The 14,397-nt window shown below is 74.1% G+C and carries 14 protein-coding genes; 7 read left to right on the plus strand and 7 right to left on the minus strand.

Annotated features, from left to right (window positions below; translation table 11 throughout):
- The first annotated feature begins 1 nt into the window (after position 1).
- On the plus strand, positions 2 to 814 hold the full coding sequence (locus OG618_RS31535; protein WP_329490988.1) for an urease accessory protein UreD: 813 nt from the start codon (positions 2 to 4) through the stop codon (positions 812 to 814).
- 91 nt (positions 815 to 905) lie between these two features.
- A complete protein-coding gene (locus tag OG618_RS31540) occupies positions 906 to 2,216 on the plus strand; it encodes a DUF2254 domain-containing protein (RefSeq protein ID WP_329490989.1) in 1,311 nt (436 codons plus the stop codon).
- Positions 2,217 to 2,244: 28 nt separating this feature from the next.
- Here OG618_RS31540 and OG618_RS31545 read toward each other — a convergent pair whose 3' ends face one another.
- On the minus strand, positions 2,245 to 3,180 hold the full coding sequence (locus tag OG618_RS31545; protein ID WP_329490990.1) for a serine/threonine dehydratase: 936 nt from the start codon (positions 3,178 to 3,180) through the stop codon (positions 2,245 to 2,247).
- A gap of 296 nt (positions 3,181 to 3,476) precedes the next feature.
- On the opposite strand from OG618_RS31545, the gene OG618_RS31550 reads away from it, so the two are divergent.
- A complete protein-coding gene (locus tag OG618_RS31550; RefSeq protein ID WP_329490991.1) occupies positions 3,477 to 4,340 on the plus strand; it encodes a DMT family transporter in 864 nt (287 codons plus the stop codon).
- Positions 4,341 to 4,391: 51 nt separating this feature from the next.
- Here the strand turns inward: OG618_RS31550 and OG618_RS31555 are convergent, their stop codons facing one another.
- Both OG618_RS31555 and OG618_RS31560 read right to left on the minus strand, forming a co-directional pair.
- Positions 4,392 to 4,781 (minus strand): hypothetical protein, encoded by a 390-nt coding sequence (locus OG618_RS31555; protein ID WP_329490992.1) that lies wholly within the window; start codon positions 4,779 to 4,781, stop codon positions 4,392 to 4,394.
- Positions 4,778 to 5,113 carry an SAV_915 family protein gene (locus OG618_RS31560; RefSeq protein WP_329490993.1) on the minus strand — a complete coding sequence of 112 codons (336 nt, stop codon included), beginning with the start codon at positions 5,111 to 5,113 and terminating at the stop codon, positions 4,778 to 4,780. The genes OG618_RS31555 and OG618_RS31560 overlap by 4 nt, the downstream gene beginning before the upstream one ends.
- A 235-nt stretch (positions 5,114 to 5,348) precedes the next feature.
- Between OG618_RS31560 and OG618_RS31565 the strand changes: the two genes are divergently transcribed.
- The 3 genes from OG618_RS31565 to OG618_RS31575 all read left to right on the plus strand — a co-directional run bounded on the left by OG618_RS31565 (position 5,349) and on the right by OG618_RS31575 (position 8,541).
- Positions 5,349 to 5,774, plus strand: a complete 426-nt coding sequence (locus OG618_RS31565; RefSeq protein ID WP_380392260.1) for a helix-turn-helix domain-containing protein — start codon at positions 5,349 to 5,351, stop codon at positions 5,772 to 5,774.
- Positions 5,767 to 6,123, plus strand: coding sequence for a DUF4180 domain-containing protein (locus tag OG618_RS31570; RefSeq protein ID WP_329490994.1), 357 nt, complete (start codon positions 5,767 to 5,769; stop codon positions 6,121 to 6,123). Before OG618_RS31565 ends, OG618_RS31570 begins: the two co-directional genes overlap by 8 nt.
- A gap of 198 nt (positions 6,124 to 6,321) precedes the next feature.
- Entirely contained in the window at positions 6,322 to 8,541 is a 2,220-nt protein-coding gene (locus OG618_RS31575; RefSeq protein ID WP_329490995.1) for an NADP-dependent isocitrate dehydrogenase, read from the plus strand.
- A gap of 115 nt (positions 8,542 to 8,656) precedes the next feature.
- Here the strand turns inward: OG618_RS31575 and OG618_RS31580 are convergent, their stop codons facing one another.
- Complete coding sequence (locus OG618_RS31580) at positions 8,657 to 9,655, minus strand: YdcF family protein (RefSeq protein WP_329490996.1); 999 nt, start codon at positions 9,653 to 9,655, stop codon at positions 8,657 to 8,659.
- Positions 9,656 to 9,814: 159 nt separating this feature from the next.
- Positions 9,815 to 11,281 (minus strand): MFS transporter, encoded by a 1,467-nt coding sequence (locus tag OG618_RS31585; protein ID WP_329490997.1) that lies wholly within the window; start codon positions 11,279 to 11,281, stop codon positions 9,815 to 9,817.
- Between the two features lie 168 nt (positions 11,282 to 11,449).
- On the opposite strand from OG618_RS31585, the gene OG618_RS31590 reads away from it, so the two are divergent.
- The gene (locus OG618_RS31590; protein WP_329490999.1) at positions 11,450 to 12,160 is read left to right on the plus strand and encodes a TetR/AcrR family transcriptional regulator; all 711 of its coding nucleotides are present in this window, start codon (positions 11,450 to 11,452) and stop codon (positions 12,158 to 12,160) included.
- A gap of 124 nt (positions 12,161 to 12,284) precedes the next feature.
- On the opposite strand, the gene OG618_RS31595 is transcribed toward OG618_RS31590, so the two are convergent.
- Complete coding sequence (locus OG618_RS31595; protein ID WP_329492364.1) at positions 12,285 to 13,265, minus strand: cytochrome c oxidase assembly protein; 981 nt, start codon at positions 13,263 to 13,265, stop codon at positions 12,285 to 12,287.
- A gap of 210 nt (positions 13,266 to 13,475) precedes the next feature.
- Entirely contained in the window at positions 13,476 to 14,189 is a 714-nt protein-coding gene (locus OG618_RS31600; protein ID WP_329491000.1) for a TNT domain-containing protein, read from the minus strand.
- Positions 14,190 to 14,397 lie beyond the last annotated feature (208 nt).

The raw sequence follows: 14,397 nt of genomic DNA on the forward strand, positions 1-14,397 counted from the left end.
CATGGTGACGGCTCCCACGGTGACGGCTCCGGTGACGACGGCCGCGGCCGGTCCCGTCCCGGCCGACGCGCCCCGGGCCGCGCTGGTGGCCCGGGCCCGGATCCGGGCCGAACCCGACGGGCGGGGCGCGACCGCCCTGCCCGTCCTCTCCGGCGCCGGACCGCTCGCCCCACGGCGCACCCGGGACGCCGACGGCGGAGCCCGGGTGGTGCTCGTCGGCTCGATGGCCGCGCCGCTCGGCGGCGACCGGCTGGCACTCGCGGTCGAGGTGGCCGACGGCGCGGCCCTCACCGTGACCAGCGCGGCCGCCACGATCAGCCTGCCCGGCCCCGGCCCCGCCCACTACGACGTCGAACTGACGGTGGGGGAGGGCGCCCGGCTCGACTGGTGCCCCGAGCCGGTGGTCGCCGCCGCCGGCAGCCACCTCCTGCTGCACACCCGGATCACCCTCGCCGCCGGTGCCCGGCTGCGCTACCGCGAGGAGCAGATCCTCGGCCGCCACCACGACTGGGCCCGGGCCGCCGGCCCCGGCCGGCTCACCTCCCGGCTGACCGTGCGCCGAGCCGGCCGGCTCCTGCTGGACCAGCGGACCGACCTCGGCCCCGGCGCCCCCGGCTGGGACGGTCCCGCCGTCCTCGGCGGCCACCGGGCCACCGGCCAGCTGCTCACCGTCGGCCACCCGCCGCCCGCGCCGCCGCGGTGGCCCGAGGCCGGGGACGCCGCTCTGCTCACCCTGCCCGACCCGGACGCCCGGCTGCTCATCGCCGCGGCCCCCGACGCGCTCGCCCTCCGGCGGGTGCTCGACGGGGACTGAGCGCCGGGGCCGCCGCCGCGGGGCGGCCCCGCGCGCGGCCGGCCGGGCGCTGATCCGATGCGAATGGTCGGACAAGCCCTAGCCTGGGGCGATGACCGATCGCCGGCCCGGCCGCTACCGCCCGCTCTCCCCGCTGCGCGAGCACCTGCGGGAGTCGTTCTGGTTCGCCCCGCTGGTCACCTGCGTCGCCGCGGTACTGTTCTCCGGGGTGACGGCCTGGCTGGACGAGGCCGTGGTCACCGCCAGCGTCGCCGAGACCGGCTCGGCGGACGAGCTGATGCGGTTCACCGGTGCGGCCAAGAGTGTGGTCTCCACGGTGAGTTCGGCGATGCTCACGTTCATCGGCGTGGTGTTCTCGATCTCGCTGGTCGCCCTGCAGATGGGCGCCAGCCAGTTCTCCCCGCGCGTCCTGCGGCTGTACGTCCGCAGCCGGCTCACCAAGGCCACCTTCTCGGTCTGCCTGGCCACCTTCCTGTTCGCCCTGCTCGTCCAGCTCAGCTACGACGACTCCGCCGACCCGGCGAAGGTCACCTCGGTGCCGGTCTTCTCCGGCCTCGGCTCCCTCCTGCTGGTACTGCTCAGCCTGGCGCTGTTCGTGCTCTACGTGCAGTCCACCATGCGGCTGCTGCGGGTGCCGCACGTCATCGACCGGGTCGCCAACGAGTCGGTGGCGGTGATCCTCCAGTACCGACGGATGCCGCCCGAGCCGCAGCCGCCGGCCGTCCCGGAGGGGGCGCCCACCCTGCTCCACGAGGGGCGCTCCGGGGTGCTGCGCGACGTCAACATCGGCCGCCTGGTCCGGATCGCCCGCAAGCACGACGTGGTGCTCCATCTGGTGCCCAGGATCGGCGACTTCATCACTCCCGGCACCCCGATCGTCCGGGTGGCCGGGGCCGCCGACCGGCCGCCGCGCCCGCGGGGGATCGCCCTGGCGCTCAACGTCGGCGTCGACCGCACCATGCACCAGGACCTCAGCTTCGGGTTCCGGCAGCTGGTCGACATCGCGATCCGCGCGCTCTCGCCCGCCGTCAACGACCCGACCACCGCCGTGCAGGCGATCGACCGGATCCACCAACTGCTCGGGATGCTGGTGCACGAGAGCTTCGGGGACCTCTGCTTCCGCGACCGGGCCGGCGCCGTCCGGCTGGTCGAACCGGTGCCGGACTGGCAGTCCGTGGTCGACCTCGCGTTCACCGAGATCCGGCTCTGCGGGGCTGGCCACCCGCAGGTGACCCGCCGGCTGGCGGCCGCCCTGGACGACCTGCTGCTGATCAGCCCCGACCGGCGGCGCTCGCAACTCCTGGAGCAGCGGCGCCTGTTGGACCGTGCCGTGGTCGAACAGCTGCCCGATCCGGAGGTCCGCGCCTTCGCCCTGCTGCCGGACCGGCAGGGCATCGGCTGAGGAGCCCCGGGGCCGGGCCGCCGCCCGACTACCCGGCCGCCACCAGGTCGGAGGGGTCGGTGTTGGCGCCGCAGAGCAGCACCGCGATCCGCTCGCCGGCCACGTCGTCCAGCTCCGTCACCGCGGCGAGCGCGGTGGCCGCCGCGTGCTCGACGGCGATCCGCCGCTCGTCCCAGAGCGCCTGCCGGGCCCGGACGATGGCGTCGTCCGGTACCAGCACGGTGCGGACGCCGTCCTGCCGGGAGGCGTGCACGGCCAGCGCGGTGGCCCGGCGGGCCCCTAGGGAGTCCGCGGCCACCGAGTCCACCGGGACGTCCACCGGGTGGCCGGCCGCGAGGGCCGCACCCAGTGCCCGGCTCCCCGTCGGCTCCACCGCCACCACCCGGACGCCGTGCTCCCGCGCCGCGGCGGCCACCCCGGCGAACAGTCCGCCGCCGCCCACCGAGACCACCACCGTGTCCAGACCGGGCAGCCGGGCCACGATCTCGTCCAGCACCGTCCCGGCCCCGGCCGCGATCAGCGGGTGGTCGTACGCGTGCGAGGCGAGCGCGCCGCCGTCCGCCGCGAACTCCTCGCAGGCCGCCAGCGCCTCGGCGTACTCGCGGCCCGCCAGCCGCACCTCGGCCCCGTAGGAGCGCAGCCGGGCCACCTTGACCGCGGGCGCGGTCTCCGGCAGGAACACGGTGGCCCGCACGCCGAGTTCGCGGGCCGCCCAGGCACAGGCGAGGCCGGCGTTCCCGCCGGAGGCGATGGTCACCCCGGCGGCCGGGAGGGTGCCCGCCTCGGTGTGCGCGAGCAGGAAGTTCTGCGCCCCGCGGGCCTTGAAGCTGCCGGTGTGCTGGAGGTACTCCAGGGCCAGCCAGACCCGCCCGCCGTCGTCCCCGGGTGCCACCACCACCGGCCGCACCCGCCCCGCGATCCGCCGCCCGGCCGCCTCGACCTCGCCGTACGTCAGGTGCTCCACGCTGCTGCTCCTCCCGGTCCGGGGGTGGAAGCCGACTTCCACCGCGTCACCGCCGACGGTACGTCGCGGCGGCCCACCAGCAGAAGATCACGACCGCCCGGCGGGGGCCGCACAGGGGTCGGGTCCGGGCGGCCGCGTAGGCTGACCGCCATGCGTTCCGTGATTCTTCCGCCGCCCGCCCGCTAGCGGGCGCGCTCCACGATTCCCCGCCCGGCGGCGCTGTCGCCACCGGGCCGCTGGATGCCGCCCGCGCCGACCGCGGACGTCACCGGCCCACCATCGTGGAGAACCAACGCATGACCACTCGTTCCGCCGTGCCGCTCCGGCACGGCCTGCTGTCCATCTCGGCCGCCGCCGTCGCCTGGGGCCTGGGCGGCGCCGCCGCCGCGCTGCTGCTGCGGACCACCGGGCTCGGCCCGGTGGCCGTCTGCTTCTGGCGGTTCGCCGTCGCGGCCGGCTGCCTGGCCCTCCTCCCCGCCCGCCGGGGGCGCGCCGGTGCGCGCGGCGCGGCCCTGCTCACCGGCCTCGGGCTGGCGGTGAGTCAGTGCGCCTACTTCGGCTCGGTGCAGTACGCCGGTCTCGGCCTCGGCACCCTGGTCACCATCGGTGCGGGGCCCGTCCTGACCAGTCTCGGCGCCCATCTGCTGCTCGGTGAGCGGCTCACCGTGCGGGCCTCGGCCGCGATCGCGGTCGCGCTGGGCGGGCTGGTCCTGCTGGTCGCCGCCCCGGCGGCCGGCCCGCGGCCGGTGCTCGGCGTCGCGCTCGCCGTCCTGGCGGGCGCCGGGCAGAGCGGCCTCACCCTCTGGGCCCGCGGCGGCGGTTCGGCCCGGGCGGACGTCGGCGCCTTCACCACCGGCATGCTCTGCCTGCTGCCCCTGGCCGCGGCCGACGGGGTGCTGCCGACTGCGGGCGGTCCGGCGCTGACGGCGGGCGCGCTGCTCTTCCTGGGGACCGTCCCCACGCTGCTCGCCTACCGCTGGTACTTCACCGGTCTGACGGCCGTCCCCGGGGCGACGGCCGCCGTGCTGGTGCTGCTGGAGCCGGCGACCGCCGCGCTGCTCGCCACCGTCTGCTTCGGCGAGCCGGTGACCCCGGCCCTGCTGGCGGGCTCCGTTCTGCTGCTGGCCGCGATCGCGCTGCTCACCCGCGAGAGCGGCTGACCGCTAGGGCCGCCCGCGCCCCGCCCGGTCGACGGTGGGGCGCGGGCGGCCTTACGGCACCGGCCGCAGCGTCGGTGGAGCAGGTGTCAGGGCGCGCAGCACGAGGTCGACCTGGACCCGCACCGCGCCGGCCCGGAGCAGCGCGGTGGAGATCGCGCGCAACTCCTGGGGGCCGCCGCAGACGAGCCGCAGTTCGAGGTCGGCGCCGCCGGCCAGCGCGAACCCGCTCCGGATGGCCGGGAACTCGGCGGCGAGCCGGTCGAAGTCGAGCGGTACGGGGCCGAAGCCGACCCGGACCAGGGCGTGCAGGGGCCGCCCGCCGCCGGGGTGCGGGGTTCCCCCGGGCCGGGCCGCCGGCCCGGGGGAGCGCTGTCCCGGGCCGGCGGCCCGCCGGTCCGGTTCGGGCGACCGGGCGCCGGGGACGAGCCGGAGCGTCGTCACCGGTGCTGGAGCTCGGTCCGGACAGCCGCCGCGGTGGGGCCGGTGGGCCCGGCGGGCGTGCTGGCAGCGCCCTCCCGGGCGGGCCTGGCGACGGGCGGTGCCACCAGCCGTGGATCCAGGACCAGGGCGTCCACGCCGAGCGGCGCGGCGAGCGCCCGCAGCGCAGGCTCGGCGAGTTCGGTGCACGCCTGGTCCGGTCCGAGGAGCGCGGTCAGCGCCTCGGTGGTGGCGAAGCCCACCGCGCAGCGACGGCCGTCGCGCAGGCGGAAGAGCCGGAGGGCGGTGGTGGATCCGGTGACGGTGACCGGGACGTGCCAGACGACGGGGGCCATGCGGTGCTCCCAAGGAGTGGTGGGGCCTGCGGGAACTGCTTACTCCGACGCTAGGGCGGCGGCGGGCCGTCGGTCGCTCCCCTGACGCGGCGTTGACCGAATGCGGTGCTGTGTTGACGGAGTCCTGACGGTCCCCGGACCTCCCCCCGATCACGCCTACCCTTTCCTTCCCTATACGCCCGATCGTCGTGGTAGTTTGCGTAATGATAAGGAAGATCGAAGGAAGCGAGGCCTGGTGGCGCCCTACTACTCGGTGGAACAGGTGGCCGAACTGCTGGACCTGCACGTGCGCACGGTGCGCGGCTACGTCCGCGACGGCCGCCTCCGGGCGACCAGGATCGGCAAGCAGTACCGGATCACCGCCCAGGACCTCGCGGAGTTCACCGGTGCCCCCGCGCCCGCGCCGGCCGAGGAGCGGCGCCACGCCGAGGCCTCGACCATCGTGCAGATCGACGCGATCGGGACGGTGGAGGCCGCTCGGCTGGCCAACACCCTGATGGCGGCCGTCGCGGGCCCGCGCGAGGACGGACCGCTGCGGGTCCAGACCCTGCACGACGAGCAGCGCTCGACGCTCAAGGTGGTCATCCTCGGGGGTCTGGCCGACACGGCCGAGCTACTCGTCATCGTCAACGCACTGATCGGGGAGAACGCCGATGTCTGAGTCCGCCGTCACCGTCCTGCGCCTGCCCGCCGACGGCCCGCCGGTGCGCGACGAACGGGATGCCACCGATCTGATCGGTGACGCGTTCGCGGCCGGCGCGGCCTGGGTCGTGGTGCCCGCCGAGCGCTTCGAGGAGGACTTCTTCCGCCTCAGCACCCGGATCGCGGGCGGGATCGTGCAGAAGTTCGCCACTTACCGGCTCGGCCTGGCCGTCGTCGGTGACATCTCCCGCCACACCGACGGCAGCGGCCCGCTGCGGGACTTCGTCCGGGAGAGCAACCGGGGCGGCCAGCTCTGGTTCCTCGCCGACGAGGCCGAGTTCGACGCCCGGCTCGCCGCGCACCGGTGAGGCCGCCGGCGGGGGGTTCCGCGGGCCCGCGCCCCGCTGCTCCGCTTGCCCGGCGCCCGCCCCGGGACGACGGTGGAGCTGACCGCCGCCGGCCTCACCGGGCGCGGGAGTGCACTCCGGTACGGGGGGAGGTGGAGCGAAGGGGCGAACACGAGATATCTTGACATCAAGACGTTGGAGACGTGAAGCGGAGTACCGATGACTGACTCGACCATCATCTATACGCACACCGACGAGGCGCCGGCCCTGGCAACGTACTCGTTCCTGCCTGTGGTGCAGGCTTACGCCTCGACGGCGGGTGTGCGGGTGGAGACCCGCGACATCTCCCTCGCCGGGCGGATCATCGCGAGCTTCCCGGAGCGTCTGGAGGAGGGCCAGCGGATCGAGGACGCCCTCGCCGAGCTGGGCGAACTCGCCAAGACCCCGAGCGCCAACATCATCAAGCTGCCGAACATCTCGGCCTCCATCCCGCAGCTGAAGGCGGCGGTCGCCGAGCTCCAGGCGCAGGGCTACGCGCTGCCGGACTACCCGGACGACCCGCAGACGGACGAGGACAAGGACGTCCGGGCCCGCTACGACAAGGTCAAGGGCAGCGCGGTCAACCCCGTCCTGCGCGAGGGCAACTCCGACCGCCGCGCCCCCGCGTCGGTCAAGAACTACGCCAAGACGCACCCGCACCGCATGGGCGCCTGGTCGGCCGACTCCAAGACCAACGTCGCGACCATGGGCGCGAACGACTTCCGGTCCACCGAGAAGTCCGCGGTGGTCTCCTCGGCCGGCTCGCTGCGCATCGAGCTGGTCGCCGAGGACGGCACCACCACCGTGCTGCGTCCGTCCGTCCCGGTCCTGGCCGGCGAGGTCGTCGACGCCTCGGTGCTGCACGTCGCCGCGCTGCACGAGTTCCTGGCGGCCCAGGTCGCCCGCGCCAAGAGCGAGGGCGTGCTGTTCTCGGTGCACCTCAAGGCCACCATGATGAAGGTCTCCGACCCGATCATCTTCGGCCACGTGGTCCGCGCCTTCTTCCCGAACACCTTCGCCAAGTACGGCGAGGCGCTGGCCGCGGCCGGTCTGAACCCGAACAACGGCCTCGGCGGCATCCTGGGCGGCCTCGAGAAGCTGGAGAACGGCGCCGAGATCAAGGCCTCCTTCGAGGCCGAGCTGGCCGAGGGCCCGGCCCTGGCCATGGTCGACTCCGACAAGGGCATCACCAACCTGCACGTGCCGAGCGACGTCATCGTCGACGCCTCGATGCCGGCCATGATCCGCACCTCCGGCCACATGTGGGGCCCGGACGGCAACGAGGCCGACACCCTGGCCGTGCTGCCGGACAGCAGCTACTCCGGCGTGTACCAGGCCGTCATCGACGACTGCCGCGCCCACGGCGCCCTCGACCCGGCCACCATCGGCTCGGTGCCGAACGTCGGCCTGATGGCCCAGGCGGCCGAGGAGTACGGCAGCCACGACAAGACCTTCGAGATCGCCGCCGCCGGCACCGTCCGGCTCGTCGACGACGAGGGCAACGTCGTGCTGGAGCAGGCCGTCGAGGCCGGCGACATCTTCCGCGCCTGCCAGACCAAGGACCTGCCGATCCAGGACTGGGTCAAGCTGGCCGTCACCCGCGCCCGCGCCACCGGCGACCCGGCCGTCTTCTGGCTGGACGAGAACCGCGCGCACGACGCCGTGCTGATCGAGAAGGTCAAGACCTACCTGCCGGAGCACGACACGGCCGGTCTGCAGATCGAGATCAAGACCCCGGTCGAGGCCACCAAGTTCTCGCTGGAGCGCATCCGCCGCGGCGAGAACACCATCTCGGTCACCGGCAACGTGCTGCGCGACTACCTCACCGACCTCTTCCCGATCCTGGAGCTGGGCACCAGCGCCAAGATGCTGTCGGTCGTCCCGCTGATGAACGGCGGCGGCCTCTTCGAGACCGGCGCCGGCGGCTCCGCCCCGAAGCACGTCCAGCAGCTGGTCAAGGAGGACTACCTGCGCTGGGACAGCCTGGGCGAGTTCTTCGCGCTGGCCGCCAGCTTCGAGCACCTGGCCCAGACCACCGACAACGCCCGCGCCCAGGTGCTGGCCGACACGCTGGACCGCGCCACCGGCACCTTCCTCAACGAGGACAAGTCGCCGAGCCGTCGCCTCGGCGGCATCGACAACCGCGGCAGCCACTTCTACCTGGCCCTGTACTGGGCCCAGGAGCTGGCCGGGCAGACCGCCGACGCCGAGCTGGCCCAGGCGTTCGCCGGTCTGGCCGAGGCGCTGGCCGGGCAGGAGCAGGTCATCGTCGAGGAGCTCATCGCCGTGCAGGGCTCGCCGGTCGACATCGGCGGCTACTACCAGCCCGACCCGGCCAAGGCCGCGGCCGTGATGCGCCCCTCGAAGACCTTCAACGAGGCGCTCGCCAACCTCGGCTGATCCCAGCCGGGCGGAGTCGGCACCAGGCCGGCACCGAGCCGTACCGGGAGGCCCCCGGGTCCGTTCGCGGACCCGGGGGCCTCTCCGCGTCCGGCGGGGCGGGCGGCCGGACGGCTCACCACCGCCAGCCCACCACCGCCCCCGCCGTCGCGAGCAGCAGCACGGCGACGGCGTTCGCCCGGGGGTACATCAGGCCCGTCGCGACCACCTCGCGCAGGACGGCGCTGGGCCAGTAGTACCCGGCCGTCGGCGCGCCGACGACCTGCCCCGGCACCCCGGCCCGGCGGGTGGTCACGGCGGAGCGCAGCACGTGGAAGCTGCTGGTCACCACGGTGCAGTGGTAGCCGGGCCGTTCGCGCTCCATCAGCTCGCGGCTGAAGGCGAGGTTCTCGGTGGTGCTGGTGGCCTTCTCCTCCAGCCGGATCCGCTCCCGCGGGCAGCCGGCGGCGACCAGGTGGTCCGCCATCGCCGAGGCCTCGGTGCAGCTCTCGTCCGGGCCCTTGCCGCCGGTCACCAGCATCAGCGGTGCGTGTCCGGCGGCCTCCTCGGCGCGGTAGAGCGCCATCGCCCGGTCCAGCCGGGCGGCCAGCAGCGGCGGCACCTCGCAGCCGTTCAGCCCGGCGCCCAGCACCACCAGGTAGTCGGCGCCGGGCCGGGGGGCGAGGCGCCGGTACAGCAGGGTGTACCCGAGGAAGCAGAGCAGCAGGAAGGCGCCGTAGCCGCCGAGCAGGACGGCGGCGCCGGCCGCCGCGCGCAGCGCCCGGACGCTGAGGTAGGTGGCCGAGAGCAGCAGCCCGAGCAGGGCGAGCAGGGCGGCGCCGGCGAGCAGGGACAGCAGGCTGGCCGGCCGGGTGCCCTCCCGCCGGACCATGGTGACCCCGTTGGCCACCAGCAGGGCGGCCGCGACCAGCCCGCTCAGCCAGACCGCGCCGGCCACGCCGGCGGTGACGGCGCTCGCGGCCGACGAGGAGAAGTGGCCGACCGCGCTCACCGTGCCGAGCGCCGCGCAGACGCCGATCAGGCCGATCAGCACCCCGTTGCCCAACCGTCTCGGTTCCTGGATCCGGGAGAGCAGGACCACGGCGAGCAGGGCGGCCATCAGAAGCGCTTGCATGCCCGGATCCTAGGCGGTGTCGGCAAGGTCGCGGCGTCGCGGACCCGGCGGGACTCTGCCAACACCCCCCCAGGCGCACACGCGCGGGCGCCGCCGCCTGCCGGGCTGGTCCCGGCGGGCGACGGCGCAGGTGGTGGCGGGAAGGGGCCGGAGGCGGGCTCACCCCTCCTCGTGCGGGCGGGCGTGGCGGGGCAGCAGGAAGGCCACCAGGAAGGCCAGCGCGAGCAGGCCCGCGCTGAGGCCGAAGGTCCAGCCGGCCGCGTGCCGGAAGCCCTCCGGACCGGCCCAGCCGAAGAACGCGGTGCCGAGCAGGGCGACCCCGATCGAGCCGCCGAGCTGCTGCTGCGCGTTGAGCACGCCGGAGGCCGAGCCGGTCTCGGCGTCCTCCACACCGGCCAGGGCGATGTCGAAGAACGGCGCCATGATCAGGCCGAGTCCGAATCCGGTGACCAGCAGCGCGGGGATCAGCGCCCAGCTGGTCAGGCCGCCGGCCCAGTGCTCCACCGAGACCCAGAGCCCGAGCGCGCCGGTGGCGGCGACCGCCATCCCGGCGTGCAGTACCCGGCGGCCGTAGCGGGGGCCGAGGACGCCGCCGGAGAGCACGGCGCCGGCCACGATGCCGAGCGAGAGCGGGATCATGCTGAGGCCGGAGTGCAGCGATGTCCAGCCGAGGCCGAGCTGGAGGTAGAGGGTGAAGGTCAGCAGCAGGCCGGAGAGCGCGGCGAAGAAGACCAGGCCGGTGGCGAGCGCCGAGGTGAAGGCCCGCTTGGCGAACAGCGAGGGCTCGATCAGCGGGGTGCCCCCGCGCCGCAGCACGCTGCGCTGGTGGAGGGCGAAGAGCCGGAGCACCGGAAGCGAGGCGGCCATGGCCAGGTACGTCCAGAGCGGCCAGCCCAGCTCGCGGCCCTGGACCAGCGGGTAGACCAGCAGCAGGACGGCGGTGCTGAGCAGCAGCACGCCCACCGGGTCGAGCCGGCCGGCGCCCTCCGCCCGGGTGGTCCGGTTGGCGGGCAGGATCCTGACGGCGGCCACCACGGCGAGCAGCCCGAGCGGCAGGTTGATCAGGAAGACCATCCGCCAGCCGGTGCCGAACCAGTCGGCGTCGGTGAGGTAGCCGCCGAGGGTGGGGCCGAGGACGGAGGAGAGCCCGAGGATCGGCCCGAACAGCCCGAAGGCGGCGCCGATCTCCTTGGGCGGGAACATCGCCTTGATCAGGCCGAGCCCCTGCGGGATCAATAGTGCGGCGAACAGGCCCTGGACGGTCCGGGCGGCGATCAGGGTGCCCGCGCCGGTGGCGGCCGCGCAGAGCACGGAGGCGAGCGTGAAGCCGGCCGCGCCGAGGACGAACAGGCGCTTGCGGCCGAAGAGGTCGCCGAGCCGGCCGCCGGTGATCAGCAGCACGGCGAAGGCGAGCGTGTAGGAGGCGGAGATCCACTGGATCTGCGCGTCGCCCCCGCCGAAGTCGCGCTGGATGGCGGGGGAGGCCACGCCGACGATCGTGGTGTCGAGGAGGTCCATCACCTCGGCGGCCAGGATCACGGCGAGGGCGGCCCAGCGCAGCCGGTATCCGGCCGGTTCGGGCTCGGCCGCGGTGGCGGCCGGGGGTGGGGCGGTCTGACTGGTCATGAGGGGGCTCTCCGGGATCCGGGGCTGGGAAGGGGACTGGAACTGGAACTGGGGGCGAACTCTGTTCGCCTGAACGAACACTGTTTTCTTCAACGAACAGTGTTTTCCCATGGAACGGTGTTCGTGTCAAGTACGCTGGGACTCGTCGCCGACCACGAAGGAGCCCCGATGACCAGTGCCGCCCCGCGTCCGAGCTGGCCAGCGCACTGGCAGGAGAAGGAGAAGGCGCCGGCCAAGCGCCAGCCGCTGAGTCGCGAGCGGATCGTCGAGGCGGCGCTGCGGATCGTCGACGCCGAGGGCATGGACGCGCTGAGCATGCGACGGGTCGGCCAGGAGCTCGACACCGGGGCCGCGAGCCTCTACGCCCACATCGGCGGCAAGGAGGAGCTGGTCGAGCAGGTCCTCGACCTGGCCTACTCCGAGATCGAACTCGAGGAGCCCGACGCGGCCGACTGGCAGGAGCAGATCAAGCGGCTGATGCGCCGCTCCCGGGACGCCCTGCTGGCGCACCGGGACCTCGCCCGGGCGGCGGTGGTGGCCAATGTGCCCACCACGCCGCACGCCATGGACATCGCCGAGTCCATGCTCGGCATCCTGCGCGCGGGCGGCCTCGACGAGCAGACCGCCGCGTACGGGGTCGACGTGCTCGGGCTCTACACCACGGCGACCACCTTCGAGGCGTCCACGCGTGGGGGCGGGAACTCCCAGGACTACACCGACCAGGTGCGGGAGTACTTCGGCACCATCCCCGCCGACCGCTATCCGATGATCACCTCGATGGCGGCGGCGCTCACCCGCAACGTCGGTGACGAGCGGTTCGAGTTCGGTCTGGACATCCTGGTGGCCGGCCTCGCCCGCCAGAACGGCTGGAAGGCCTGAGCCGCCAGGGCCCGAGCCGCCGGGGTCCTGAACCCCAGAGGAGCCTGCGGCCGGGGACGACGAAGCCCCCGCCGGTGGGGCGGGGGCTTCGTCACGGTGTCGGGGGCGGTGCCGGCGCGGCCGGTCAGCCCGCGTCGGCCGCCGGTGCCGGGGCGGCCCGCTGGCCGCGCTTGTCCAGCGAGGCCAGGTAGGCGTTGTACGCGGCCAGCTCGGCGTCCCCGCTGCGGTCCTCGGCGCGGTCGCGGCGGCGGGACACCCGCTGCTCGGACCGCATCCACTGGTAGACCAGCGCGATCAGCACGATCGCGGTCGGGATCTCGCCGAACGCCCAGGTGATGCCACCGGCCAGCTTCTGGTCGTCCAGCAGCTTCGTCCCCGGAGGCGCTCCCTCCTCGGTGAAGGTGGTCACCAGCGGGTGGCTGGCCATCATCACCGCGACGCCGAAGAAGGCGTGGAACGGCATCCCCATGAACAGCTCGATGATCCGCATCACGTGGCCAGGCCGGTGCGGGCCCGGGTCCACGCCCATGATCGGCCAGAAGAACGCCAGCCCGGCGGCGAGGAAGTGCACCATCATGAAGATGTGCCCGAGCCGGTACTGCATGAGGAAGTCGAACAGCGGGGTGAAGTAGACCCCGTAGAGGCTCGCGATGAACAGCGGGATGGTGAAGCCCGGGTGCGAGACGACCTTGACGTAGGTGCTGTGCAGCAGGGCCACCAGCAGCTCGCGCGGCCCGCGCGGCCGGCCCTTGCCGGCCGGGCGCAGCGCCCGCAGCGCCAGCGTGATGGGCGCGCCGAGCAGCAGCAGGATCGGCGACAGCATCGAGAGCACCATGTGCTGCATCATGTGCGCGCTGAAGAGCACCATGCCGTAGTCGTTCAGCCCGGTGCAGGTGACCAGGATCACCGAGCCGATGCCCGCCGCCCAGCCGACCGACCGGCCGATCGGCCAGCGGTCGCCGCGCCGGTACAGCCGGACGACGCCGGCGCCGTACAGCGCCAGGCCGGCCAGGCTGCCGATCAGGAAGACCCAGTCGGGAGACCAGGTCATGACGTTGGAGAGGGAGAAGGGGCCCAGCTCGGTCATTCCGCCGTGGTGGTGCATCCCTGACATTCCGTCGCCCATCGGCGGGTCCCGCTTTCCCTCGTCACGACCCTGGGTGGGTCCGGTTCGCCCGTTTTGCTTGCCTCCACAGCCTAGGCGGGCCTTACTCCGCCGCTTCCCCCGCCCCCCGTCCGCGGGGCGGCGGCGCGGGAAGGGGCGGCGCGCCGGTCGCCGTCCGCGCGCCGCCCCTTCCGTCCGTCCGGGCGGGTGTCAGGACCCGCTGTTCCCCTTCAGGCAGTAGCTCTTGTCCGTGTGCTCCTTCAGGTAGCCCGCCGTGATCAGGCCGCTCACGTCGAAGGTCGTCAGGGTGGGGTCGTTCGGCTTGAGGTCCGGGTCGAGCCACTGCTGGAGGCCGTTGCCGGGCTGCGAGAAGGCGCCCGCGATGTGGCCCTGCTGGACTTTGAACGCCTTCCGCACCTCGAAGCAGTGGTAGTTGGCCTCGCCCCCGTTGAGGGAGTCCGGCGGGAGGGCGCGCTCGGCGAACCGCGTGCCGCCGGGGGCCAGGAACCTGCCGCGGTCGTTGCTGCCGAAGCGGTCGAGCTTCTTGCCCGTCGGCAGGGTCACCTCGGTCATGTCGAGGTTGCCGCCGTTGGCGGTGAAGCCGTTGTGGTCCGGGTACTTCCAGCCCCGCCAGTCCCGGTACCAGTCCAGGAACCGGGCCGGCGTCACCCCGCCCAGCCGGTCGTAGTCCTTCAGCAGCGCCTTCAGCACCGGGCTCGTCGGCAGGGTGACCGGGCCGAGCTCCCGCCGGGTGCAGAGGTACTGGTCCGCGCCGGTGTCGTAGACCTTCGGGACGCCTTCGCACTCGTTGATCGGCACCCGCTGGGAGGGGGACGACTGCGCGACGGCGGTGCCGGTGGCGGCCAGGCCGGTCAGGGGGAGCGCGACCGCCATGGTGAAGGCGGCGAGAGCGGGACTGCGCATGCGTGGTTCCGTTCGGGAGGGGGAGTGGGGGCGCCTCGGTCACCCGCCCGCCCGGCGGGCCCGGTAGCCGAGAGCACGCGCACAGTTACCCATGGCGACACGGTTGGTGCACGGATGACCCACGCGCACAGCCTGCCGCCCACCCGTTCGGCCCAGGGCCCGTGCGGTGGAGGCCCGTTCGGGGGCTCCGCGGGCCGCCCGCCCAGGA

It is taken from the genome of Kitasatospora sp. NBC_01246 (genome assembly GCF_036226505.1).
Classification (GTDB): Bacteria; Actinomycetota; Actinomycetes; order Streptomycetales; family Streptomycetaceae; genus Kitasatospora.